The organism is Algoriphagus alkaliphilus, from assembly GCF_900103735.1.
Taxonomy (GTDB): domain Bacteria; phylum Bacteroidota; class Bacteroidia; order Cytophagales; family Cyclobacteriaceae; genus Algoriphagus; species Algoriphagus alkaliphilus.
On record NZ_FMXE01000012.1, the window covers coordinates 76,349 to 99,320 of the forward strand.

The following is a 22,972-nucleotide window of genomic DNA, read 5'->3' on the forward strand; positions in this document are numbered from 1 at the left end:
GGCTTATTGGGTTACAGTTCGTTGCTCGATTCGCTTCTCGTAGTTTTCTCCTTGAAAAATCCGCTGAACATAAATTCCCGGCGTATGAATTTGATTGGGATCCAATTCACCCGGTTGGACCAATTCTTCAACTTCGGCAATACAAATTTTACCGGCTGCAGCCATCATGGGATTGAAATTCCGTGCGGTTCCTTTGAAAATCAAATTACCGGAGGTATCACCCTTCCATGCTTTTACGATAGAAAAATCAGCCCTCAGCCAACGCTCCATTAAATAAAGTTTCCCTTCAAACTCACGAATTTCTTTTCCTTCTGCCACTTCTGTCCCTACTCCGGCAGGGGTAAAAAACGCAGGGATTCCCGCACCACCGGCTCGAACCCGCTCTGCTAAGGTGCCTTGAGGTATCAAATCGACCTCTAATTCTCCACTTAGCAGTTGTCGTTCAAATTCTGCGTTTTCTCCGACATAGCTGGAAATCATTTTTTTGACCATTCGCTTTTTTAGCAAAAGTCCGATTCCAAAATCATCAACTCCGGCATTGTTGGAAACAATCGTAAGCCCCGATATATCTTTTGCCAAAAGCGCCTGAATGCAATTTTCGGGTATTCCGCTGAGTCCGAAACCTCCCATCATCAGCATACAGTTGCCGGGGATATCTGCGACGGCTTCCGTCGCATTTTTCACAGTCTTGTTTATCATATCGAATTTGGGTTTATAGTATAGATCTAGCCAACTTTTGATCCAAGACCAGCTGATTTTTTAATGCTTCCAGGTTTTCAAATTTTTGTTCTTCCCGCAGAAATTCACGGAAGTAAATCGTAATCTGCCTATCGTACAGGTCTCCCTGAAAATCAAATAAATTGGCTTCCACTGTTTTCTTGGTGCCATCCACCGTTGGGCGATTGCCGATATTGAGCATAGCCTTGTAATATGATCCGTCCACAGCCGCCTCAACGGCATAAACGCCGTCTTTGGGGATAAGTTTGTAATCATTGGGAATATGAATGTTGGCAGTTGGAAACCCTATTGAGCGACCGATTTGTTGTCCTTTAATTACAATTCCATTCAATTCATAGGGTCGACCCAGGCAATTTGTAGCGGTAGTTACATCGCCAAGCTCCAGAGCTTTTCTGATTTTTGTACTTGATACACCAATCTCTTCGACATCCTGACGAGGGATTTCCTCCAGTTCAAATCCAAATGAGGAGCTGTTGACCTTTAAATATTCGAAGCTTCCTTCCCGGTTTTTACCAAAACGGTGATCATATCCGATTACCAGTTTTTTGGTTTCAATGGATTCGATAATGACTTTTTTGATAAACTCCTCTGAACTCATCTGCGAAAACTCCTGGGTAAATGGAATGGTGATCAAATGATCTATTCCAAATTGACGAAGAAGTTTGGTCTTCTCCTCAAAGGTGCTGAGAAGTCTCAGATTATGTTCATCCGGATAAAGTACGAGTCGGGGATGAGGCCAAAAAGTGATAAGTACCGTTTCTCCCTGAAGGGTTCTGGCAATTTCCCGGATTCGAATTAAAATTTTCTGATGCCCAAGATGAACCCCGTCAAATGTCCCCGAAGTTACAACGGCATTCCTGACGGGAGTGAAGCCTGCAAGCCCTTCATAGATTTTCATTGGAGCGCGTTTTGATTTTTTCTACCAACTCTGGCAAATTATGTGCATCTGTAACCCAAAAGTCACCGATTCGGGTTCGTCTCAATGCATTCATATAAGCCCCTACACCCAAAATCTCTCCAAGATCCCGCGCCAAGCTCCTGATATAGGTGCCTTTGGAACAAGATATCCGAAAATCGATCCGATCTCCCTGAAAGCTGGTAATTTCAAATTCGCGCACTTGCACTGGTCTGGCCTCCATTTTTACTTCGATGCCCTTTCGGGCCGACTCATAGACACGCTTTCCATCCACTTTGATTGCTGAGTGCATCGGCGGAATCTGTGAAATATCCCCCGTTAATTGTGCAGCAGCAGCTTTTACCATTTCCAGAGTCACATGTGCTGGATCGGCGACTGGAATTATGGGTTTTTCAAGATCAAAAGACTCTGTTGTCGCTCCGATTACAAAGGACCCGGTATATTCCTTTTCTTGCCCCATGTAAGTCTCGATCTGCTTGGTCTGCCTGCCTGCGCAGACGATCAACAATCCAGTAGCTAAGGGGTCTAGCGTGCCGGCATGGCCGACTTTTTTGATACGAAGGGCGTTTCTTACTTTTTTTACCACGTCAAATGATGTCCATTCAAATGGTTTGTCAATCAGAAATACTTCTCCGTAAGCTTCTTGCTGCATGTTTTTAAATTAAACAACTCTCCAGGAGAGCAATGAAAAAGGGTGATTTTAGCTCTTTTCGGATTTTGCGAAAATCGCATAAAACTCAAAGATAAAGCCTGAAAGGACCACAATAGGGCCAATGGTCAAGCCAAGAACACCATTGCCGTGTGGCTGCCCATCCAGGCCCATGATGATAAAACCCAGCACAATCAGTCCAAGTCCTATCAGCATGAGTTGGTAATTTTTCTTGGAAAATGGAAAAGGTGTGTTGCTCATGATCAATATAATTCGTCCAAGGACATGTTTAAGTATTTGTTTACGGCTCGCAAGGTGCTAAAAACCGAAAGAATTCCACCCACAACTATCAAAACTCCGAATAAGGTCAGCAGCATCGCCTGGTTTTGGAGCATTGCAAAGCCTTCGATGTTGGCTTTGGTATATTGCACCAACCCAAAAAGAATAAGTGATGCAACTGCCCCCGCTATCATTCCAAAGAGTAAGGCTCGCATCAGGAATGGTTTTCTGATAAATCCACGAGTGGCTCCGACTAATTGCATGGATCGTATCAAAAACCGTTGGGAAAAGAGGGCTAATCTTATCGTGTTGTTGATCAGCATGACCACAGTGATAATTAGAATTAAAATGAATCCCCCCATTACCAAACTGACTTTTAGGAGATTTTTATTGATAGACTCGACTAAGTCGGTCATGTAGGAAACTTCAAAAACCCCGGGAATCGCTTCCAAATCTTTAGCTATTGTTTCAAGTTGTTCGGAAGTTTGAAATTCTTCCGCAACAGCTATCACATAGCTGTCTCTGAGTGGATTGTCTTCCAGGAATTTAGTAAAATCCTCCCCTGTGCTTTCGACAAATGTCGCTGCTGCTTCTTCATCGGAGACGAATCTCAGACCAATAGTGTCAGTAGTGGTAAGGATAAAAGGTCTGGCAGATATGTTTATTTGAATCTCTTTCAGTTGTTCTTCAGAAAGACCTTTATCCAAAAACACCTGGATTTCGATGTTTTCCCGGATCATTTTGGTCAAAGTTCTAGCTTGGATCAAGATCACCCCAAAAAGCCCTACTATGAACAGGGACAGGGTAGTACTGAAAAGGACACTGCCAAATTTGAAATGACCGAGTGTTTTTTTCTTGCGTGAAGGGTTAGCCATAGTTGGTTAATTCAGGTCAAAAATAGGAAAGCCAAGTGGATTTAACCAATCGATATGCCAGAAAGGACTGGGATGATTTTTTCACTCGTAATTGCCCAAACTTTGTCGGTTCCTTTTGGCCTTACTAAAGCCAGGCCAGTAAAGTTTCCAAACGCAGGAAGAAGAAGACGGGAATCTGAAAGAAGAAAACAAGGAATTCTTACCGATTGCCGAGCCTTGCCCAACAGTCGGATCCCGGGATGAATATGACCACAGATATTTAGCGATCCATCCGGTACCACTTCCATAGGTTCGTGGGAAAGCGCAAAACTTCCAAGCATCAAGGGTTCCTTGTGTATCCTTAAAACGGACTGCTCATAGGCCTTTGGAGTAAGTACATCATGATTTCCTTTTACCAAGTGAAATTCAGTCGTCTTAAATTGTACCAAAAATTGATTTAAATTTTCCCATGAATCATTCCATTCTGAGTGAAAAAGGTCTCCCAGAAAATAAGTGTGACTGGGTTGAAATTTTTCATGGAGATATTTCAATTGGAGTAAATCAGCATTGTGGATGGGTTCGGGAATCGGAATTCCGGACTTTCTGAAATGTGCCGCTTTTCCAAAATGTAAATCTGCGATCAAAAGGGTATTTAATTGCTTGATCCAAAGTGCCTTTTCTTTCAATAACAGGATAGAAATCTCATCAAATTCAATGGAAACATCTTTGTTCCGATCTGTTAAATTTCCTGCCTCTTCCATAACAATTCCAAATCTATTCGTATTTATGGACATCGAAACTTAAAATTTATGAAAATAGGACAGTTTGCTTCGGTATTCATCTTGGTATTCTTGGGACTGGTATGGAATGCCAAAGCCCAAGGTGAAAATGCGATTCTAGGGTTATGGTACAACACTGAAAAAACGGCTCAAGTTGAAATCATGAAAAGCGGTTCCCAGTTTATCGGCAAAATCACTTGGTTAAAAGATCCAAATCCAGAGGGTAAGCAGGCTTTGGATAAAGAAAATTCCGATCCGAAATTAAGAAGCAGACCACTGATGGGCTTGGCGATTTTGGATGGTTTAAAATATTCGGGAGGTTTGTGGAAAGGTGGAGAAATCTACGATCCCAAAAATGGTAAAACCTATTCCTGTGAAGTGAAACTTAAATCAGATAAAATTCTCGAAGTCAAAGGGTATATCGGATTTTCCTTTGTCGGAAGGACTGTAGAATGGACTAGAATAAAATAATCGAGGCGGGTTTTGCCCGCCCTGACTATTTAATGTTCTAGATAAAAGGATTTGAGGAAGTAAGTTAGCTGCTCAAACTCGATCAAAAAGGCATCATGTCCAGCTGTCGAATGGATTTCTTTGTAGGTGCCTCTTTTTACTTTTTGACTTATAAATTGGGCTTCCCCTGGAAGGAAAAGCAAATCAGAATCCACACCTATCGTCAAAACTTTGGCTTCTATCGAGGCGAGTACTGACACTAGACTTCCTCTGCCTCTTCCTAAATCATGGCTGTCCATTGCCTTGGAAAGTGTCCAATAGGATAGCGCATTAAAACGTTTGGCGAGTTTTTGACCTTGATACCGCAAATAGGAAGCAGCCCTAAACCCATCCAGTTTTTCTTCTTTTTCACTTTGCTTGATTTGAAGATCAGCCGGATGCCGATAAGTAAGCATCGCGATGGCACGGGCTGTTTCCAGCCCTTTTGAACCAGCCTGCTCGTGACATTCACCCCAAGTGCAATCAGATTCAATAGCCATTCGCTGTGTTTCGTTAAAACCGATTACCCAGGGCGATGTTTTCGCGGTGGAAGCCAAAATCACTGCGTTTTCCAATTTTTGACCCAAAGTCACAGCCCACTCCAAGGCTACCTGTCCCCCTAGTGATCCTCCAATCAATGTTTGGATTTTTTCGATTCCCAGATGAATTCTGAGTTTTTCCAAACTTGCCCCTAAATCCCGAGTGGTTACTTGTGGGAAATCATAGAAATAGGGAGTATTGGTATTCGGATTTTCACTGAATGGATTGGTAGATCCATAACAGCTTCCCAGGAGATTTGCACAAATAATGAAGTGGTCAGCCGGATCGAAAAATTTATTCTCTCCAATCAATCCATTCCACCATTCTGCTGCTTTAGAATCTCCTGTTAGGGCATGAATTACCCAGATTACATTGGATTTTTTTTTATTCAACTGACCATAAGTCGTGTAGGTTAGGTCGAAGTTCGGCAGGACTTCGCCTGATTCCAGAAGCAATGGTTCGATCGAATGGAAAACTTCTTGGGTCATGGTAAAATCAGCGTATTGACTTGTCAAATTCATTGGGAATTCAATCAGATTTTATCGAATGCTTGCTGCAAATCAGCTTTAATGTCCTCGATATGTTCAATGCCCAAACTGATCCTGAGTAGGGTAGGAGTCACTCCGGCAGCTTTTTGCTCCTCATCGGATAATTGCTGATGCGTAGTGGCAGCAGGTTGAATGATCAAGGTCTTCGCATCGCCAACGTTAGCGAGGTGTGATATCAGTTGCAGCGAATTGATGAATGCTGAGGTTTGTTCCTTGTTGCCTTTGATCTCAAAACTCAATACTCCTCCAAAACCATTTTTGAGATATTTTTTTCCTAAAGCATGGTATGGGGAAGAGGCCAATCCCGGATAATTTACTTTCGAGACTTGAGGATGTGCTTCCAGCCATTTGGCGATTTCCAGCGCATTTTCGACGGTTCGTTGTACTCTCAGCGAGAGCGTTTCAATTCCTTGGAGCAAAAGAAAAGAATTGAAGGGGCTGATTGCCGGACCAAAGTCACGTAAGCCTTCCACTCTTGCCCGGATAGCAAATGCGATATTAGGAAGTCCGAGTGGATTATTATCACCAAATATTTGCCAGAAATTCAGTCCGTGGTAGCCTTCAGAAGGTTCGGAAAACTGCGGATATTTGCCATTTCCCCAATTAAAATTACCCGCATCCACGATAATGCCTCCAATGGAAGTGCCGTGTCCTCCAATCCACTTTGTCGCAGAAGAAGTCACAATATTGGCTCCATGATCGATTGGTCTGCACAAGTATCCACCTGCACCAAACGTGTTGTCGACGACGAGTGGGATATCATGCTTTTTTGCCAAAGCTGCTATTGCTTCAAAATCAGGGATGTTGAACTCTGGATTCCCGATTGTTTCGAGGTAAATAGCCTTGGTCTTGGAGTCGATTAGCTTTTCGAAAGCTTCAGGTGAATCGCCATTAGCGAAGCGAGCGTCAATTCCAATTCGCTTAAAAGCAACTTTGAATTGATTGTAGGTTCCCCCATAAAGGAAAGAAGTAGATACAAAATTATCTCCTGCTTCCATGATGTTGTTTAAAGCCAAAAACTGAGCAGCCTGGCCTGAAGAAGTAGCGACAGCAGCGACGCCACCTTCCAAAGCTGCTATTCGTTTTTCAAAAACATCCGTAGTCGGATTCATAATCCGGGTATAGATGTTTCCAAATTCTTTTAGCCCAAACAGATTTGCACCATGTTCCGCACTGTTGAAAACATAGGAGGTAGTTTGGTAAATGGGAACCGCTCGGGAATTGGTGGCAGAATCAGGTGCCTGTCCGGCATGGAGCTGAAGTGTTTCGAATCGATAGTTAGCTGACATTGAATTGATAGGTTAAAGGGTTAGAAAAAAGGATTTGAATTTTGTTTAAGCACAAGGTTAACGAGACCAAGCATGAAATTGCCTGAATAGCTTACAAAGTCCTAGGCTATAAATTTGGAAGCTTGACTTAGAGTCAGAGCAAAAGGAAAAAGGAAGTACTTGATTCATATTGCGAAGAATTTATAGTTCCGAAAGATAATAGTTCAGTCGGCAGGAATTGGCACCTTTCCCTCACGGGGGATGGTTGCCAGAGGGTCACAGAGCCTGTCTCTCGCCTCTTCTGTATAAATCCTCACACTGGAAAAAGTGAAAGGATTTGCAAATAAAAACCCGGAAACTGAGAAATCAAAATAGAATCAGTTTCCGGGGGAAATATTAATTAAAGTTCAGAAACTTCATAACGGAAAAGCGGATGAATTGCATTGAAATCAGGTTTGATTGTAATCAGTTCATTGACCAAGCCATTGGAAAGTCCATAAACCCATCCATGAATCTCTGGAGCATTTCTTTGTTTCCATGCTTTCTGAATGATTGAGGTTTTGATCAAATCCTGACACTGCTCCAATACATTGAATTCGATCAATTTATTCACTTTCGCAACATGAGTGGTCTCTTTATCCACTTCATCTTGATGAATCTTATAGACCTCCTTGATATTTCGAAGCCATTTATTTATCAAACCATAGCTTTTACTACTGACTGCCGCATCTACTCCTCCACAGCCATAATGTCCGCAGACGATCACATGTTCGACTTTAAGGTATTCGACGGCGTATTGAAGGACAGAAAGCATATTTAGATCAGTATGCACCACCATGTTTGCAATATTACGATGGACAAAGATTTCTCCCGGATCGGTACCGGTTATTTCATTGGCGGGTACTCGGCTGTCAGAGCATCCTATCCAAAGAAATTTAGGCTTTTGCTGATTGGCTAAGCGATCGAAGTACTTTTTGTCAAATGAAAATTTTTCCTCTGACCAAGCTTTATTTTGAAGTAAAAGTCGTTCGTAATCGTTCATGCGTTTTCCTTTAGATTATAATCAAATCCCTCTATTTTTATTTTGATATTTTTATCATGAGCCGATTCAATGAATGCGTTGAGTACATCTCTGATATCCTGATCAATAAATTTAGCCTTTATTCCATTGATGATAACAAAACTATTTTCGGGTATCATCGCCAAATTATTTTTTAAAGGAGCCTTGTTAAGGAAGGAAACGTCCTTGTTGAGTTTGACTAAATAATTACCGTTTCTCTCTGTTACAGTAATTGCTTGTTTGAAGTTGGTTTTAATTACAAAAAATATTCCGACTACCATTCCTATTCCTATTCCAGTCAATAAGTCAGTGAATAAAATCGCGATAATAGTCGCGACAAAAGGGAGAAATTGATTCAATCCCTTTTCCCATTCATGGACAAAAATGGAAGGTCTGGCAAGTTTGTATCCTACAATGAACAACACAGCGGCCAAGCAGCTTAATGGAATTTTATTTAACAACACAGGGATTGCCACTACCAAAACCGCCAGGAGAATACCATGAAAAATTGCGGATAATTTTGTTTTGGCGCCTGAAGTAATATTTGCAGAGGTCCTGACAATAACCGCAGTCACCGGAAGTCCACCGATCAATCCGGATACTGTATTTCCTATTCCCTGAGCCATCAATTCCCGGCTGGGGGGGCTGATTCGCTTTTGCGGGTCCATCTTGTCACCAGCTTCCAGACTCAGCAAGCTTTCGATACTTCCAATAATGGCGATAGTTGCTGCCACAACCCAGAAACTGCTTGTGCCTATTAATCCAAAATCGGGTAGTGTGAACAGAGAACCCAATTCACTGACACCATTTAAAACCGGTATAGTGACAAGATGCTCGTCATCTAAAACCCACTCAGGTTTGAAAGCGAAATAAAGTTGATTGATCAAAATCCCGGAGACAACCGCCCAAAGTGCGGGAGGAAAAGCGCTGAGAATCTTATTTTTCTTGATTTTGTGATGTTCAAAGCCAATGAGAATAATCAAGGCAATAAGAATAATCGGAATTGCGCCCGGACTGTAATATTGGAAAGCAAGCCATATCTCTGAAAAAGTGTTCTGATTATCAGTTTGTTGAAAGGTCATTGCGCCCATTAGGTCTTTGTCGTACCCAATAGCATGGGGAATTTGCTTGAGAATCAAGATTAATCCGATAGCTGAAAGCATTCCTTTGATTACAGAATGGGGGAAATAATAGCACAATACGCCGGCTTTTAAAAATCCCAATCCAACCTGAAATAAGCCCGCTACAATCACAGCGGCTAGAAAAAGTGGAAATGTACCGAGTGAGCTAATTGAATCTAAAACAATCACTGTAAGTCCCGCAGCTGGCCCACTCACACTGACATGCGATCCTGAAAGTGCGCCAACAATAATACCACCAACGATTCCGGCTATCAATCCGGACATAGGAGGAGCTCCACTCGCTATCGCAATTCCCAGACAAAGCGGTAAGGCCACAAAAAAGACAACCAAACTTGATTTCAGATCATATTTTAAGTTTTTGCCAAAAAGTTCGTTCATAAATTTTTATTCGGATGAATCCCGTTCAAGAAAAGACATTATGTTCAAATGTAAAATTAATGCAACGAATCTTTGGGAAAATTCAATGAACGGAAAAAATATTTTAACTCAACAATCTTAAAAATTTTTGGTCAATCAATTGGAAATCATAGCTTTCAAGAATAGCATCCATTTTAGATTTAATTTCATCTAAACAAAGATTTCCAATACTTCCCTCATGGGTGTGGTTTAGCTGGTCCTGGTTTGGCGCAAAATGGCCCGCTTCGATTTCCAGTCCTACCTGCATATAGGCATCACGAAATGGGGCACCTTTTAGCACTAAATCATTGACCACTTCTACAGAAAACACATGCTTGTAAAAAGGGTCTTGGAGGATATTCTGACGTACTTTGATCGATTTTAGCATGAAAGTAGTCATTGCAAGGCAGGACTTCAATTTTTCGATCCCCGGGAAAATTTCCTCTTTGAGCAATTGCAGGTCACGATGGTATCCTGTACTCATATTGGTCAGCAGATAGCCAATTGTTGTAGATAGACCCTGAATCTGATTTGTTTTAGAGCGGATCAATTCAAATACATCCGGATTTTTTTTGTGTGGCATAATACTACTGCCGGTAGTCAAATCATCCGGAAATGATACAAACGCGAAGTGTTGATTCATAAAGAGGCAAACATCAGTCGCCAATCTATTCAGTGTCGCCGAGATTCCTGCCATTGCAAAAGCCAATGTTCGTTCGGTTTTACCTCGGCTGTTTTGTGCATTGATGACATTGTGATGCATATCTGCAAACCCCAACAATTCTGTGGTCATTGTTCTGTCCAAAGGAAAACTGGAGCCGTATCCTGCAGCGGACCCCAGGGGGTTTTTGTTACTCAAATCAAAGGCAACCTTCAGCAAGCCTAGATCTTCAGTCAATCCTTCGGCAAAAGATCCAAACCATAAGCCAAAGGAGGACGGCATCGCCAATTGGGTGTGCGTATAGCCTGGCATGAGGTCATTTTTATGTTTGGATGAAAGCTCCACAAGCAAGTCAAAAAGGGTCTGGGATACTTCCACAATTTCACGGATTGCAGCACGATAGTACAATTTCAGATCGACCAATACCTGGTCATTTCGACTTCTTCCACTGTGAAGTTTTTTTCCGACTTCCCCATAACGGGCTGTAAGCAAAAATTCAACTTGAGAATGTACGTCCTCAACACCGGGAGAAATACTGAATTTACCCTGCTCGATTTCGAAGTAGATTTCCTTCAATCCTTTTTGCAAAATTTCGTTTTCCTCAATCGTCAAAAGTCCGATTTTTGTCAGCATGTGTGCATGAGCCAAAGAACCCAAGACATCAAAAGGAGCTAAAATGATGTCAAATTCCGGATCTCTGCCGATGGTGAATTGTTCTACTTCCTGTTTGCTGCCGGTGGCTTTTTGCCAGAGTTTCATGGGATAGTTCTTTAGCTGAGTTCAGCGTATTTATTGATAATTGAGATGTAGCCTTGAATTCCTTTTCTGATTTCTTCGATAAAAATGAATTCGTCGGCAGAATGAGAGCGTGCCGAATCACCCGGACCAATCTTGACAGAAGGCCAGGGAATTAAGGCCTGATCAGATAGGGTAGGACTACCAAAATTTTCAAGTTCCAGTTTGTCCGAAACTCGATACATCAAGTGTCCTTCAGGGAGATGCGAAGACTGCAATCGCATAGACCGAGGGGTAAGTTCGGCTTTTAACTTGGATTTTAACTCTTCGAAAGCTTCCTCAAGGGTATATGCGTCTGTAACACGTACATCTAAAGTGAATTCACATAGGTCAGGAATTACATTATGTTGCTGTCCTGCTTTGATCACGGTGGCGGTTACTTTGGACCTGCCCAAAAATGAGCTGGATTTGAAGAATTGAAAGTTTCGGATTTCATCCAAATCCTCCATTGCCAGATAGATCGCATTGATGCCTTCTTCTCTTGCTGCATGACCCGCTTTGCCCTGAATTTTCGCATCGATTACCAAAAGTCCTTTTTCCGCGACAGCTAGTCGCATTTGGGTAGGCTCACCGACGATGGCCAATTCCGCCTCAGGAAGTATGGAGATCAGAGAAGAAATTCCATTTGAGCCCGAAATCTCTTCCTCTGCGGAAGCGATGATCAGCAGGTTAAATGGGAAGGACTTCCCTATAAAATGACAAAAGCAAGCAATCAAACTTACTAAAGGACCTCCCGCATCATTACTCCCCAAGCCGAACAGTTTTCCTTCTTCAACAATCGCCTTGAATGGGTCTTTGGTATAACCCGAATTCGGCTTTACGGTATCGTGATGTGAGTTTAACCAAATCGTAGGCAAAACGGGATTGTAATCATTCGCAAAAGCCCAAATGTTATTTCCTTGCCGATTGACTTCAATTCCTTTTTGATTCAAAAAAGTCTCAATACGATCCGCTGTTTTATTTTCTTCTTTTGAAAAAGAAGGAGTCTCGATCAAGTCCTTGAGTAATTGGATAGCATCCTCAAAAAGTACAGCAATGTTTTCCATCAGTAAAGATCGTAACGATTTCGTTCTATGGTTGTACCGGATAATTTTCCTTTTGCTGCGAGAAGTAAGTTTTCCGCTTTCCCTATCCAGACATTATTCACCCCTTTTTCCAGTGCGGCAAAGGCATTGTCCAATTTGGGAATCATACCCGAATGAATTACATTTTCCTTGCGAAGCTCCGCATAAATATCTTCGTTGATCAATGGAATAATGGACATGTCGTTTTTTTCATCTACCAAAACCCCACTTTTGTTAAAACAGAAATACAGGTTGACCTGATGCTCTTCCGCTAAGCTAGTTGCTAAAGCAGAAGCGATAGAATCTGCGTTAGTATTGAGTAATTGACCCTTTTTGTCATGTGTGATCGCATTGACCACAGGATGTAAACCAGCGGAAAGCAGGGTTTTGATCAACTCGGTATTTACTTCCTGGATGTCACCGACAAAGCCATAGTCAATTCCCTTTACAGGTCGCTTGATAGATCTGATTAAGTTTCCGTCAGCGCCGGTCATACCGATGGCATTGATTTTCAGGGACTGAAGTTTAGCCACCATATTTTTATTGATCAATCCCGCATAGACCATGGTCACAATGTCAAGCGTGTCCTTATCTGTAATCCGACGACCATCAACCATCTCGGGCATGACTCCCATGGATTCTCCAAAGCGCGACGCCATGATTCCACCTCCATGAATGAGAATTTTATGTCCCGGAAATTTTGCGAAAAGTGCTAAAAACTCATCCAACTTCTCAGGGAAGTCGATGACGTTTCCGCCGATTTTGATGATTGATATCTTCATAGGTTTGGATGCTTAAACAGGATTATCCTAGGAGTTTCCCGATTACAGCTTGAGCTGCATAAATTCTGTTTTCTGCCTGCTTCTGCACCAAAGAACGTGCCCCATCGAGGATTTCATCCGAAAGTTCCAGGTTTCTTCTGACCGGCAGGCAGTGCATTACTTTGGCTTCTTTTGCTTTTTTTAAATGCTTTTCGGTAAGCATCCACGAATGATCCGTTGAAAGAATTTTACCATAATCATTGAAGGATGACCAGTTTTTAACATACACAAAATCAGCGTCTTCAAGTGCTTTACTTTGATTGTATTCTAGGCTTGCACCTTTTGTAAAAGCTTCATCCAATTCATATCCTTCCGGATAAGTAATCGTCAAGTCATGGCCCATTCCCAATGTCCATTCTGAAAAACTGTTTGCAACCGCGTGAGGGATAGCTTTGATATGGGGTGCCCAAGTTAAGACCACCTTTGGCTTTCTTTTTCCTTCTGCAAATTCCTGAATAGTGATCTGATCGGCCAAACTTTGAAGCGGATGACGAACAGCAGACTCTAAGCTGACTACAGGTTTTCCACTATATTTTACGAATTGACCAAACACAAAATCATTCACGTCTTCTTCTCGATTTGTCAAAGATGGAAATGCACGAATCGCCAAAATATCGAAGTATGAACCCAAAACACCAGCAGCATCTTTGATGTGCTCAACAGTTCCTTTGTTCATGATGGCACCTTCTTTCATCTCCAAGGCCCAACCTTCTTTGTCCATATTCAGGACGATCGCCTCCATTCCCAGATTTTGTGCTGCGATTTGAGTGGAAACTCGCGTCCGAAGTGAGGGATTTAAAAAAATACAACCGACACGCTTCCCCTGACCTTTTGCGAGATCCAATCTCGGATTGGCTTTGTAGACCAGCGCAAGATCAATCAATTCCTGACCCAATTCCTTGGACTCAAACTTTATAAAATGCTTCATTTAATGCGGGGCTAGGGTATTAAAAAACTCAGTTACTCAATATTTCTTTCAAAGCGACTAAGAACGAATTTAATTGATTCCAATCTACAGACAAAGGAGGAAGTAATCGAATCGTTTGCTTTTTGGCTGCAGAACCAGTGAAAATGTGGTATTTCTTAACCAATTCAGTGCGGACAGGGCCAGCGTCTCTGTCCAAATCTATTCCGATCATAAGACCTTTTCCTCTGACATCGGTGATGCCGGGAATTTGCTTTAATTCTTCGATTAACTTTTCGCCAAGGTCTAAAGCTTTGGACTGAAGTTTTTCAGCTTCCAAGACCTCCAATACAGCCAATCCAGCTGCACAAGCGAGATGATTTCCTCCAAAAGTGGTTCCGAGCAATCCATAGCTTGCCTTAAACTCCGGAGAAATCAAAAGTCCACCAATGGGAAAGCCATTTCCCATTCCCTTAGCCATACTGATCAGATCCGGCATAATACCCTCTACCCACTGATGGGCAAAAAAGCGACCTGTTCTTCCATAGCCGGATTGAACTTCATCCAAGATCAGCTTGGCTTGATACTTTTTTGCCAATGCCGAAATTCCCAGGAGAAATTCAGCGGAAGGAACCTGGATACCACCGACTCCCTGAATTCCTTCAATGATGATTCCTGCTATGGTATTACCTTTCAAAGCTTCTTCCACAGCCTCCAAATCTCCCCAAGGCAAGATGTGGAAATCTTCACGTGCATTGCAGGGAGCAATGATTTTGGGATTGTCGGTCAAAGCAACTGCTCCGGATGTTCTCCCATGAAATGAACCTGTAAATGCAATGAATCCCGATTTTTCGGTTTCAAAAGATGCCATTTTGATGGCATTTTCATTGGCTTCGGCACCAGAATTACATAGAAATAGCTGATAGGAGTGCAGGCAAGAAATGCGGCCCAGCTTATCGGCAAATTCTTTTTGAATAGGAATCTGAATGGAATTGGAATAGAAGGCGATTTGATCCAATTGATCTTTGATGCGCTTCACATAGTGGGGATGGGTATGACCGATAGAAATCACTGCGTGACCTCCATACAAATCCAAATATTCCTGTCCCTGATCATCCCAAAGTTTGGATCCCTCAGCTTTCACCAAAGTAACTGGAATCAGGGGGTATACGTCGAATAAATTCATTTTTAAAGTACGATTTACGAAATACGATTTACGAGGTCTAAATGCTCCTCGATCCTCAATTTCAAATGTTGAACTTCGAATTGCAAAAATCGAAGTTGAATGTTTTATCTAAAGTCTTGTGTCTAATGTCTAGTGTCTTGCATTTAAAAAGCAATAGACTTCAAATTCAATCCTGTCCTTTCATCCAGCCCAAAAGCCAAATTCAAATTCTGAACAGCCTGTCCTGATGCACCTTTCAAGAGATTGTCAATTGCAGAATAAATGACCAATTGCCCGGCTTCTTTTTGGATGTGGAGGATGCATTTATTCGTGTTCACTGCTTGCTTCAAATCTATATCCTGTGTGGACACATGAGTAAATGCCGCATTTTTATAGAACTCCTGATAGGCTTTTACAGCTTCCTCTTCAGTTCCTTCAAAAGGAAAATAGGCTGTGACCCAGATTCCACGGGAGAAATTGCCACGGTAGGGGACAAACAGTAAATCTGAACTGAAGTCAGGATTAATTTGCCTGAATGTCTGCTTAATTTCATTGAGGTGCTGATGCGTAAAAAGCTTGTACACGGACATGTTACCAGTTCGGTAGCTGAAGTGTGAAGTTTCGCCAAGCTTTTTTCCGGCACCGGTGCTACCCGTGATTCCTGTGATCTGTATAGCATCCTTCACCCAGCCTTTTGCAATGGCTGGTGCTAAGGCCAATTGAATTCCAGTGGCAAAGCAACCCGGATTAGCGATACGTTTTGCAGATTTGATTTTCACAGCATTCACTTCGGGAAGGCCATAGACAAAACCCCCAGATTCATTTCTGAAGTCTGTCGAAAGATCAATAATGACAGTATCAGGACTAAAAGCATGAGCTTCCAGAAATCCTTTGGTTTCGCCATGTGGCAAACCCAAAAAAACTGCATCTATTCCTTCATTTGGAACTTGATCTGAGAAAACCAGATCACAATCTCCGATTAAATCGGGATGAACTTCCGCTACTTTTTTGCCTTTTTGGCTATTGGAATGTACACAGACAAGCTCACAGGCAGGATGGTGAACCAGAATCCGGAGTAATTCTCCTCCGGTGTATCCCGCTGCACCGATGACTGCTGTTCTGATTTTAGTCATGGCTGTTTACTTTGTGGAAGATGGAAGTTTGGTTTCCCAAAATACGGGTAAAGCCTTTTACATCTTCACCGGTGTACCCCTTGTTCATTTCACCATAGCTTCCAAACTTGGACGACATCAAATCGTGATCTGATTCGATTCCCAGTAAGGTAAATCGGTAAGGCTGAAGCAAAACACGAACATCTCCGGTAACATATTTTTGGGTGTCTTCGAGGAAAGCTTCCAGATTTCGCATCACCGGATCCAAATAATGTCCTTCATGCAGGTGATTACCATAGAATTCAGACAACTGGTTCTTCCAGAACATCTGCCATTTGGTGAGCGTATGCTTTTCCAGAAGTTGATGTCCCTTGATGATGATAATTGGTGCAGCAGCTTCAAAACCCACACGACCTTTAATCCCGATGATCGTATCGCCGACATGAATGTCACGTCCAATCCCATAAGGTGCCGCCATGGCCTGCACTTTTTGAATTGCATCTACAGGGTTTTCGAAGACCACTCCGTCGACTCCTTTCAATTCTCCTTTAACAAAAGTCAATTTTATTTCTTTTGGGGAAGTTTCAGTGACTTGTGTAGGCCAAGCCTCTTCCGGAAGAAACTCAGAAGAAGTCAAGGTTTCCTTACCACCGACTGATGTTCCCCAAATTCCTTTATTAATGGAATATGCAGCCTTTTCAAAATTCATGGAAACACCATGTTTTTTCAGGTATTCGATTTCTTCCTGACGGGAAAGTTTCAGATCACGAATGGGGGTGATGATTTCGATATCCGGAACAATCGTCTGGAAAATCATATCAAATCTCACCTGATCATTTCCGGCACCGGTAGAACCATGCGCCACTGCTTTTGCACCGATAGACTTGGCATATTCTGCCAAGGATTTTGCCTGAAGAATTCGCTCTGCGGAAACAGAAAGTGGATAGGTGGCATTTTTTAAGACATTACCGAAAACCAAAAACTTGATCACTTCATGATAATAGATATCCAATACTTCCAGAATATGGAAAGATGCTACACCTAGCGTTTTTGCCCTTGCCTCGATGGTTGCTAACTCTTCTTTGGAAAAGCCACCTGTATTTACAATGACGGCATGAACTTCATAGCCCAAATCCTTGGTGAGGTGAAGTGCGCAAAATGTGGTATCCAAGCCTCCACTGTAGGCTAAAACAACTTTCTTCATTTTAATATTAAATAGATTTGTTCACTTAGGAAATGAATTAAAGGAAAATGCTTAGAGCCGAATCTTTGGTCTTATTCAGTTTGAGCATGACATATTTTTTGAGTCTGACCCAACGGTCAAATAGTTTGAGTTCTTTTTTGAAATCATCTCGCAATGCTAAGTCTTCAGTGTGATTTCGTTTGGCATTTGGATCATACAGCATGGCTGTGCAGAGGCAGTTTTGACGATTTTTGGACATCAAAATTTCATAATTCACACAGCTTCTGCACCCTTTCCAAAATTCCTCATCATCCGTTAGATCGGAATAAGATACAGGAATATAGCCCAATTCGGAATTGATTTTCATCACAGCGGCACCGGTTGTCAAACCGAAAATTTTAGATTCCGGGTATTTTTTACGACTGAGCTTGAATATTTCCCGCTTAATCTTTCTTGCCAAGCCATACTTTCTAAACTCGGGAGATACAATCAAACCGGAGTTGGCCACGAATTTACCATGACCCCAAGCCTCGATGTAACAGAATCCCGCCCAAGTTCCGTCAGCTGTCAAGGCAATCACTGCCTTACCTTCTTCCATTTTAGTTTCGAGGTAAGCAGGGCTTCTTTTAGCGATTCCTGTTCCACGGGCTTTGGCGGAATTTTCCATCTCGTCTGCTATGGTGACGGAATAAGCCTTGTGGGAAGAATCGGCTACGATGATTTTGAAAGAAATTTCTTCCATAATGGACTGCATGAGTTAACTCCATCAAACGATGAAGTGTGAAGATTAAGATTAGAAGTCAAGGATTATGCGGAGTATGTTTTCCACGTAGGAAAACAGAAAATATTACAGGGTCAAACCCTATAGGTAAACCTATTCCTCCTTGATGGAGCAAAAAATGGCATAGCAATAGTCACTACTTCCACTTGGGGGGGAGTAGTGAAAACAGGTGCTATGTGAGGTTGGTTAATCATGCTATTGAAGGTGCAAATGTTATACCTCAAATAATGGATTACAAGAAAATCATATAAAAAATTGATTTAATTGAGATAATATCTTGCATTCAATACTTCTACATGTTTTAAAACTCTCCAAAACCCTTAACCCAAATAAAATTCGGCGGAAATACTAAAGTGTTTCAAAGGAGGGGATCAGAATATTTTAGACTTCAAACTATCGCTTTTTGACTTCTAATGCTAAACTGCCAATTCTTACCAATAACTCCCAAATGCTATCCTGCCATTTCTTTCAATGCCCTAACCAATTGATCCAGTTCAACTGTTGAAGTGTAAATATTTGGAGAAACCCGAACACCCCTGACACCGGATCGATCTATCGGCGCAGTGAAGATTTTGTACTTTTCCATCAGGATTTTCCCCATTTCAGCAGGAGTATTTTTTTCTACCCATACATTACCTATTCCGCAGGATCGCTCTGGATCTATTGGTGTATTGACTTGGATTCCGGGATGATTTCTGACTTGGTCTGACCAATATTTTTGCAAAAACCGCAGTCGTTCTTCTTTTCTCTTAAAACCAATTTTATTCTGAAATTCTATAGCATTGATCACGGAGAGGTCAGTGGCGGCTGGATGGGTTCCGATATGGTTGAGATATCCAATAGTTTTGAGATTCATATCAAATGGAGCCAAAAGTGGCTGGATCTTGCTGATTTTGTCTTTTTTCACATATAGCATCCCCGCTCCGAGTGGCACGCTCAGCCATTTGTGAAGACTGCTGCCGTAGTAGTCGCAATCCAAGTCATGCATATTAAATGCGAAATGCCCCACCGCTTGGGCCCCATCCAGCATGATTTCGACCCCTCGTTCATGCGCCATATCGGCAATTTTTCTGACTGGCAAAATTTGTCCTGTGATATTCACAATATGCGGAACCATGATCAATCTGGTTTTTGAACTTATGGCTCTTCGGTAAACATCAACGATTTCTTCATCATTTTCAGGATGTATGGGAATATCCACTTTGACAGTTTTGATTCCCCATCTTTTGGAAGCCATCTCAAACATGGTCTGCATGCTCCCATAATCCTGATTGGCAAAAACCGCTTCATCACCAGCTTTCCAGGGATATCCTGAGATGATCAAGTCTAATGATTCTGTCGTATTTCTTGTCAATACCACTTCCTCAGAGGATGCCCCAATCAGTTCGGCAAGCATGGCTGCAGACTTGGCTTTGTTTTCAAACTGGATCCCACGCATGTAAAAGGATGCCTGATAGTTGATCTCCCGAATGTGCTCAATGTATTTCTCCAGCGTTTCCTGCGGTAAAAAGCAGTAATACCCATTCTCCAAATTGATGTAATCCGGTTTGATTCGGTATCCGGCACGGATTTGATCCCAAATATCAGATGCAGAGAAGTCTAGCTTGCCTAGAGAAAAAGGAGCTGCTTTTACCGACAATATTGAACTGCTGCCAATACCCAGAGCAGCCAAAGATTTGATGAAGGAACGCTTGTTCATGGTAAGGGGAGGTGGTTAGAAAACATAGGAAAGTAAAAACAGAAGTACCAAAAAAATAGCCATCCATGTAATCCATGGAGCTCGTTTTGGAAATTCAAATTGGCAGATGGGACAGACAGTTGATTTGGAATCAATTTCCATCGCGCAGGAGGGACATTCTTTGGTTTTCACGGATAGGACTTGAACTCTTTGGTACAAAATCAGATTTGACATTTAAGTAATATGATTATCCGCAATTCTACCAGTTTGCTAAAATTGAAATTGCAAAAAGCGGATAATCGTCGACAGACGACCGTCCACAGTCCACAGCTCGTCTCATCGGACTTCTATTCTTATTTCCTATGGCTACTGGTAAGAAAGCGGATTTACAGATTAAGTAAATAAAAAAAGCTATGAAAATCGAGATTTGGTCTGATGTTGTTTGTCCTTTTTGTTACATCGGTAAAAGAAAGTTGGAAAAGGCAATTGAAAAATTCTCGTTTAAAGACCAGGTTGAGGTCGAGTGGAAAAGTTTTCAGCTCAATCCCGATCAAAAAACAAATCCTTCGATCAATACCCTGGAGCATTTATCGGAATCCAAAGGTTGGTCAATGGAGCAAACCCTTGAGATCACTTCCAATGTGGTCAATATGGCTGCTGCCCAGGGACTGGTGTTTGATTTTGAAAAAGCAGTAGTTGCGAATACCCGAAATGCTCATCGTCTGATTCATTTGGCAAAAGAGTCCGGAAAAGGTGATGCAATGAAGGAGCGTTTGCTGGGCGCATATTTTTCCGAAGGTAAAAATGTGGATGACTTCGCAACTTTGATTTCTTTGGGTAAGGAAGTTGGCTTGAAGGAAGAAAAAATTAAAGCAATGCTTGAGACCGATCAGTTTGATGAAGCTGTAGATCAGGATATTTATGAATCAAGACAAATCGGAGTAAAAGGTGTTCCATTTTTTGTCATTGACGGAAAATTCGGAATCTCAGGTGCTCAGCCTGACGAAGTATTTGATCAGACTTTGGAAAAAGCCTGGGCGGAATTTGCCAAAAGCAATCCCATCTTTGATATGGCTGGCAATTCAGTAGGGGAAAGCTGTGATGTGGATGGCGATTGCTAAAAAGAACCAAGAAACTAGACCCAAGAAACAAGAAGTATGTAATGACCAATTTGTGAATTTTCAATGACCAATGGACAATGATCAATTTTCAATGAGCTTGAAGGACTCCTTGAGATTTGATCATTGAGATTGATAATTGATAATTTAATTATTTTCCTCCTTCGATCTCCGGTCTTCCCACTTATTTCACCAAACTCCTCGTGTTTTCATTTTTAGGGTATAGACCGCATCCATAGCGGTGATGAAGAGTGTTTTGCGATCCAAAGCACCAAAAGCCACATTAGCAGTCCAATTGGCAGGAACGGGAATGTGGGCTACCTGAGTGCCATTTCGGTCAAAAACAGTGACCCCTTTACCGGTGAGGTAGACATTTCCTTTTTCATCTATGGTCATTCCGTCAGAACCCATTTCGCAGAAAAGTGTCTTGTTGGTCAAATAGCCATCTTCCATCACATCGTATTTCCAGGTCTTTTTTGCCCCGATATCTGCAATGTACAGATGCTTGCCATCGGGAGTTCCTACGATGCCATTTGGCTGGGTAAGATCCTCTGTTACTCTGAAAAGTTCTGATCTATCGGAAGAAAGAAAATACACATGCTGGCCATCCTGCTCCATTTCTTTGGATCTGATCCCTTCCCAATAGGGTCTTGCATAAAGTGGGTCTGTGAAATACAATCCACCCTTGGGACGTACCCAAACATCGTTGGGCCCATTCAGTTTTTTTCCCTTAAAGGAAGGGACGATCACTGTTTCTTTCCCGGTATTTTGGTCAATGGCCCATAATTCATTTTTAAGATCCGCGGCCGCGATGAGTGTTCCGTCAAGTTGAAAATATAGACCGTTTGCCCGCCCGGTTCCTTCTTTGAAAAGCGTCACTTTATTGCTTCCCGCAGACCATTTGTAAATTTTGTCATTTGGTTGGTCAGTGAAAAAGATATCCCCCATTCGGTTGACCGCAGGACCCTCTGTAAAGCTAAATCCATCTTTGACTTTGACCAATTCCGCTCCTTTTGCTACAATACCACGTTTGTCCTCTATTTGGGCAAAAACTGAGAGAGAACCTATAAGAAAGGTCGATAAGGCTATTGCATTTTTAAAATTCATACGCTTTGATTATTAGAGTTAATTACGTTGCATGACTACTACTAGCTTTTTCAATTCAGGGCTGTAGGCCATTCGGGATATATTTTGATGAGTTGAAGATTCTACTTTTCCCAAAAATTCCCACTCAGAGTGATTTGATTTCTTTCGATAAATATTATTTCCACTAGCCATCAGAAGGTAGTTACTGTCCAGCCAGATAAAATCCAAAGCCCCAGGTAAGCCAAATCCCAAGACTTCAGATTTTCCATTTGCGATGTCATAAGTACGAATGGGGAGTGCAAGACCATCACCGGTTTCTTTTGGGGATTTCATCGATAAATAGCCGATTTGAGAGGTTTTAGGTCTCCGTTTCACAGCACGCCCGATATGATTGTCAATTTCCAAAAGATCACCTTTTCCTCTGGCATAGGAAAGCTTGTTTGGCTCGCCAAGGATAAACATTGCCGCCTTGTTATCATACCAGTCGTAATATCCGACGGGAGCAATATCATCATACAATAATTCAGGCTCACCAAAGTTGGTAGGGTATAGCCACAGCCTTTGCTTACCATCCGGCTCCACGACTATTGCTGAAACATACAAACCGCAGTCTGTTAAAGTGGGCGAGAATTCGCTTCGATCGGAAGTTTTGCTCAGATTGGTAAATTTTTCTGAGGTAAAATTGTAAACTATGATATCATGATTTCCATTTTCATCGGCAGCCGAAAAAACCAATTGGTACTCGTTGATAAAATTGGGCTGATTGTCATACTCAGGTCGGTTGGTAAGGGGCTTTGCTGTTTCGGTCAGGACGTTAAACTTTCGTCCCTTTCCCTTAGTGTCCATTACCCAAATATCAAAACCTCCCTGAGCCTGAGTGATTTGAGTTTGAAAAACGAGCAAAAGTGAAAGTGTGATGAGAAATTTAATCATGAATGTGAGTTCT

General features: G+C 42.0%; 23 protein-coding genes and 1 riboswitch. Of the genes, 2 read left to right on the forward strand and 21 right to left on the reverse strand.

The genetic code is table 11. The features are described 5' to 3' along the window. Positions 1–3 precede the first annotated feature (3 nt). The 6 genes from BLQ81_RS10130 to pdeM are packed head-to-tail and all read right to left on the reverse strand — an operon-like array spanning position 4 to position 4,230. Positions 4–699 carry a CoA transferase subunit A gene (locus tag BLQ81_RS10130; RefSeq protein WP_092729838.1) on the reverse strand — a complete coding sequence of 232 codons (696 nt, stop codon included), beginning with the start codon at positions 697–699 and terminating at the stop codon, positions 4–6. 13 nt (positions 700–712) lie between these two features. Continuing rightward, positions 713–1,636 (reverse strand): bifunctional riboflavin kinase/FAD synthetase, encoded by a 924-nt coding sequence (locus BLQ81_RS10135; RefSeq protein WP_092729839.1) that lies wholly within the window; start codon positions 1,634–1,636, stop codon positions 713–715. After that, positions 1,623–2,306 carry a tRNA pseudouridine(55) synthase TruB gene (truB, locus tag BLQ81_RS10140; protein WP_092729840.1) on the reverse strand — a complete coding sequence of 228 codons (684 nt, stop codon included), beginning with the start codon at positions 2,304–2,306 and terminating at the stop codon, positions 1,623–1,625. Before truB ends, BLQ81_RS10135 begins: the two co-directional genes overlap by 14 nt. Positions 2,307–2,354: 48 nt before the next feature. Then, entirely contained in the window at positions 2,355–2,564 is a 210-nt protein-coding gene (locus tag BLQ81_RS10145) for a DUF3098 domain-containing protein (RefSeq protein WP_092729841.1), read from the reverse strand. A gap of 2 nt (positions 2,565–2,566) precedes the next feature. Next, positions 2,567–3,457 carry a cell division protein FtsX gene (locus BLQ81_RS10150; RefSeq protein ID WP_092729842.1) on the reverse strand — a complete coding sequence of 297 codons (891 nt, stop codon included), beginning with the start codon at positions 3,455–3,457 and terminating at the stop codon, positions 2,567–2,569. Positions 3,458–3,498: 41 nt separating this feature from the next. Beyond that, entirely contained in the window at positions 3,499–4,230 is a 732-nt protein-coding gene (gene pdeM / locus BLQ81_RS10155) for a ligase-associated DNA damage response endonuclease PdeM (protein WP_245693232.1), read from the reverse strand. Positions 4,231–4,245: 15 nt separating this feature from the next. Here pdeM and BLQ81_RS10160 point away from each other — a divergent pair, with 15 nt between their 5' ends. Continuing rightward, the gene (locus tag BLQ81_RS10160) at positions 4,246–4,686 is read left to right on the forward strand and encodes a DUF2147 domain-containing protein (RefSeq protein WP_092729843.1); all 441 of its coding nucleotides are present in this window, start codon (positions 4,246–4,248) and stop codon (positions 4,684–4,686) included. Positions 4,687–4,715: 29 nt separating this feature from the next. Here the strand turns inward: BLQ81_RS10160 and BLQ81_RS10165 are convergent, their stop codons facing one another. The 13 genes from BLQ81_RS10165 to BLQ81_RS10225 all read right to left on the reverse strand — a co-directional run bounded on the left by BLQ81_RS10165 (position 4,716) and on the right by BLQ81_RS10225 (position 19,843). Continuing rightward, positions 4,716–5,765, reverse strand: a complete 1,050-nt coding sequence (locus tag BLQ81_RS10165) for a homoserine O-acetyltransferase family protein (protein ID WP_092729844.1) — start codon at positions 5,763–5,765, stop codon at positions 4,716–4,718. Positions 5,766–5,776: 11 nt separating this feature from the next. Continuing rightward, entirely contained in the window at positions 5,777–7,081 is a 1,305-nt protein-coding gene (locus BLQ81_RS10170; protein ID WP_092729845.1) for an O-acetylhomoserine aminocarboxypropyltransferase/cysteine synthase family protein, read from the reverse strand. A 177-nt stretch (positions 7,082–7,258) separates the two neighbouring features. Next, positions 7,259–7,372, reverse strand: a riboswitch (SAM riboswitch). A gap of 88 nt (positions 7,373–7,460) precedes the next feature. Continuing rightward, positions 7,461–8,102 (reverse strand): carbonic anhydrase, encoded by a 642-nt coding sequence (locus BLQ81_RS10175; protein ID WP_092729846.1) that lies wholly within the window; start codon positions 8,100–8,102, stop codon positions 7,461–7,463. Continuing rightward, positions 8,099–9,640, reverse strand: coding sequence for a SulP family inorganic anion transporter (locus tag BLQ81_RS10180; RefSeq protein ID WP_092729847.1), 1,542 nt, complete (start codon positions 9,638–9,640; stop codon positions 8,099–8,101). The genes BLQ81_RS10175 and BLQ81_RS10180 overlap by 4 nt, the downstream gene beginning before the upstream one ends. Positions 9,641–9,743: 103 nt before the next feature. Continuing rightward, on the reverse strand, positions 9,744–11,078 hold the full coding sequence (gene argH, locus BLQ81_RS10185) for an argininosuccinate lyase (protein ID WP_092729848.1): 1,335 nt from the start codon (positions 11,076–11,078) through the stop codon (positions 9,744–9,746). A gap of 11 nt (positions 11,079–11,089) precedes the next feature. After that, the gene (locus tag BLQ81_RS10190) at positions 11,090–12,160 is read right to left on the reverse strand and encodes a M20 family metallo-hydrolase (RefSeq protein WP_092729849.1); all 1,071 of its coding nucleotides are present in this window, start codon (positions 12,158–12,160) and stop codon (positions 11,090–11,092) included. After that, complete coding sequence (gene argB / locus BLQ81_RS10195; RefSeq protein WP_092729850.1) at positions 12,160–12,960, reverse strand: acetylglutamate kinase; 801 nt, start codon at positions 12,958–12,960, stop codon at positions 12,160–12,162. The genes BLQ81_RS10190 and argB overlap by 1 nt, the downstream gene beginning before the upstream one ends. A gap of 22 nt (positions 12,961–12,982) precedes the next feature. Further along, on the reverse strand, positions 12,983–13,927 hold the full coding sequence (locus BLQ81_RS10200) for a Rossmann-fold NAD(P)-binding domain-containing protein (protein ID WP_092729851.1): 945 nt from the start codon (positions 13,925–13,927) through the stop codon (positions 12,983–12,985). A 28-nt stretch (positions 13,928–13,955) separates the two neighbouring features. Further along, positions 13,956–15,089: an aspartate aminotransferase family protein gene (locus BLQ81_RS10205; protein ID WP_092729852.1), complete on the reverse strand. Its 1,134-nt coding sequence runs from the start codon at positions 15,087–15,089 to the stop codon at positions 13,956–13,958. Between the two features lie 143 nt (positions 15,090–15,232). Further along, the gene (gene argC / locus BLQ81_RS10210; RefSeq protein WP_092729853.1) at positions 15,233–16,201 is read right to left on the reverse strand and encodes an N-acetyl-gamma-glutamyl-phosphate reductase; all 969 of its coding nucleotides are present in this window, start codon (positions 16,199–16,201) and stop codon (positions 15,233–15,235) included. After that, entirely contained in the window at positions 16,194–17,384 is a 1,191-nt protein-coding gene (locus BLQ81_RS10215; protein ID WP_092729854.1) for an argininosuccinate synthase, read from the reverse strand. The genes argC and BLQ81_RS10215 overlap by 8 nt, the downstream gene beginning before the upstream one ends. Positions 17,385–17,421: 37 nt before the next feature. Next, positions 17,422–18,105, reverse strand: a complete 684-nt coding sequence (locus tag BLQ81_RS10220) for a GNAT family N-acetyltransferase (RefSeq protein WP_092729896.1) — start codon at positions 18,103–18,105, stop codon at positions 17,422–17,424. Positions 18,106–18,595: 490 nt separating this feature from the next. Next, positions 18,596–19,843 carry an aminotransferase class V-fold PLP-dependent enzyme gene (locus tag BLQ81_RS10225; protein WP_092729855.1) on the reverse strand — a complete coding sequence of 416 codons (1,248 nt, stop codon included), beginning with the start codon at positions 19,841–19,843 and terminating at the stop codon, positions 18,596–18,598. Between the two features lie 392 nt (positions 19,844–20,235). Between BLQ81_RS10225 and BLQ81_RS10235 the strand changes: the two genes are divergently transcribed. Next, positions 20,236–20,943, forward strand: coding sequence for a DsbA family oxidoreductase (locus tag BLQ81_RS10235; RefSeq protein ID WP_092729857.1), 708 nt, complete (start codon positions 20,236–20,238; stop codon positions 20,941–20,943). 186 nt (positions 20,944–21,129) lie between these two features. Here BLQ81_RS10235 and BLQ81_RS10240 read toward each other — a convergent pair whose 3' ends face one another. Both BLQ81_RS10240 and BLQ81_RS10245 read right to left on the reverse strand, forming a co-directional pair. Further along, positions 21,130–22,047 carry an SMP-30/gluconolactonase/LRE family protein gene (locus tag BLQ81_RS10240; protein ID WP_092729858.1) on the reverse strand — a complete coding sequence of 306 codons (918 nt, stop codon included), beginning with the start codon at positions 22,045–22,047 and terminating at the stop codon, positions 21,130–21,132. A gap of 18 nt (positions 22,048–22,065) precedes the next feature. Continuing rightward, on the reverse strand, positions 22,066–22,959 hold the full coding sequence (locus BLQ81_RS10245) for a TolB-like translocation protein (RefSeq protein ID WP_092729859.1): 894 nt from the start codon (positions 22,957–22,959) through the stop codon (positions 22,066–22,068). Between the last annotated feature and the right edge of the window lie 13 nt (positions 22,960–22,972).

What these genes read in the sequence shown, in the direction of transcription:
- BLQ81_RS10240 (WP_092729858.1), bottom strand. Translation starts at nt 22,047, where the DNA reads ATGAATTTTAAAAATGCAATAGCCTTATCGACCTTTCTTATAGGTTCT.
- BLQ81_RS10190 (WP_092729849.1), bottom strand. Translation starts at nt 12,160, where the DNA reads ATGGAAAACATTGCTGTACTTTTTGAGGATGCTATCCAATTACTCAAG.
- BLQ81_RS10160 (WP_092729843.1), top strand. Translation starts at nt 4,246, where the DNA reads ATGAAAATAGGACAGTTTGCTTCGGTATTCATCTTGGTATTCTTGGGA.
- argH (WP_092729848.1), bottom strand. Translation starts at nt 11,078, where the DNA reads ATGAAACTCTGGCAAAAAGCCACCGGCAGCAAACAGGAAGTAGAACAA.
- BLQ81_RS10135 (WP_092729839.1), bottom strand. Translation starts at nt 1,636, where the DNA reads ATGAAAATCTATGAAGGGCTTGCAGGCTTCACTCCCGTCAGGAATGCC.
- BLQ81_RS10225 (WP_092729855.1), bottom strand. Translation starts at nt 19,843, where the DNA reads ATGAACAAGCGTTCCTTCATCAAATCTTTGGCTGCTCTGGGTATTGGC.
- BLQ81_RS10170 (WP_092729845.1), bottom strand. Translation starts at nt 7,081, where the DNA reads ATGTCAGCTAACTATCGATTCGAAACACTTCAGCTCCATGCCGGACAG.
- BLQ81_RS10245 (WP_092729859.1), bottom strand. Translation starts at nt 22,959, where the DNA reads ATGATTAAATTTCTCATCACACTTTCACTTTTGCTCGTTTTTCAAACT.
- BLQ81_RS10130 (WP_092729838.1), bottom strand. Translation starts at nt 699, where the DNA reads ATGATAAACAAGACTGTGAAAAATGCGACGGAAGCCGTCGCAGATATC.
- BLQ81_RS10165 (WP_092729844.1), bottom strand. Translation starts at nt 5,765, where the DNA reads ATGAATTTGACAAGTCAATACGCTGATTTTACCATGACCCAAGAAGTT.
- pdeM (WP_245693232.1), bottom strand. Translation starts at nt 4,230, where the DNA reads ATGTCCATAAATACGAATAGATTTGGAATTGTTATGGAAGAGGCAGGA.
- BLQ81_RS10200 (WP_092729851.1), bottom strand. Translation starts at nt 13,927, where the DNA reads ATGAAGCATTTTATAAAGTTTGAGTCCAAGGAATTGGGTCAGGAATTG.
- BLQ81_RS10205 (WP_092729852.1), bottom strand. Translation starts at nt 15,089, where the DNA reads ATGAATTTATTCGACGTATACCCCCTGATTCCAGTTACTTTGGTGAAA.
- BLQ81_RS10180 (WP_092729847.1), bottom strand. Translation starts at nt 9,640, where the DNA reads ATGAACGAACTTTTTGGCAAAAACTTAAAATATGATCTGAAATCAAGT.
- BLQ81_RS10145 (WP_092729841.1), bottom strand. Translation starts at nt 2,564, where the DNA reads ATGAGCAACACACCTTTTCCATTTTCCAAGAAAAATTACCAACTCATG.
- truB (WP_092729840.1), bottom strand. Translation starts at nt 2,306, where the DNA reads ATGCAGCAAGAAGCTTACGGAGAAGTATTTCTGATTGACAAACCATTT.
- BLQ81_RS10150 (WP_092729842.1), bottom strand. Translation starts at nt 3,457, where the DNA reads ATGGCTAACCCTTCACGCAAGAAAAAAACACTCGGTCATTTCAAATTT.
- argC (WP_092729853.1), bottom strand. Translation starts at nt 16,201, where the DNA reads ATGACTAAAATCAGAACAGCAGTCATCGGTGCAGCGGGATACACCGGA.
- BLQ81_RS10215 (WP_092729854.1), bottom strand. Translation starts at nt 17,384, where the DNA reads ATGAAGAAAGTTGTTTTAGCCTACAGTGGAGGCTTGGATACCACATTT.
- BLQ81_RS10175 (WP_092729846.1), bottom strand. Translation starts at nt 8,102, where the DNA reads ATGAACGATTACGAACGACTTTTACTTCAAAATAAAGCTTGGTCAGAG.
- BLQ81_RS10220 (WP_092729896.1), bottom strand. Translation starts at nt 18,105, where the DNA reads ATGGAAGAAATTTCTTTCAAAATCATCGTAGCCGATTCTTCCCACAAG.
- BLQ81_RS10235 (WP_092729857.1), top strand. Translation starts at nt 20,236, where the DNA reads ATGAAAATCGAGATTTGGTCTGATGTTGTTTGTCCTTTTTGTTACATC.
- argB (WP_092729850.1), bottom strand. Translation starts at nt 12,960, where the DNA reads ATGAAGATATCAATCATCAAAATCGGCGGAAACGTCATCGACTTCCCT.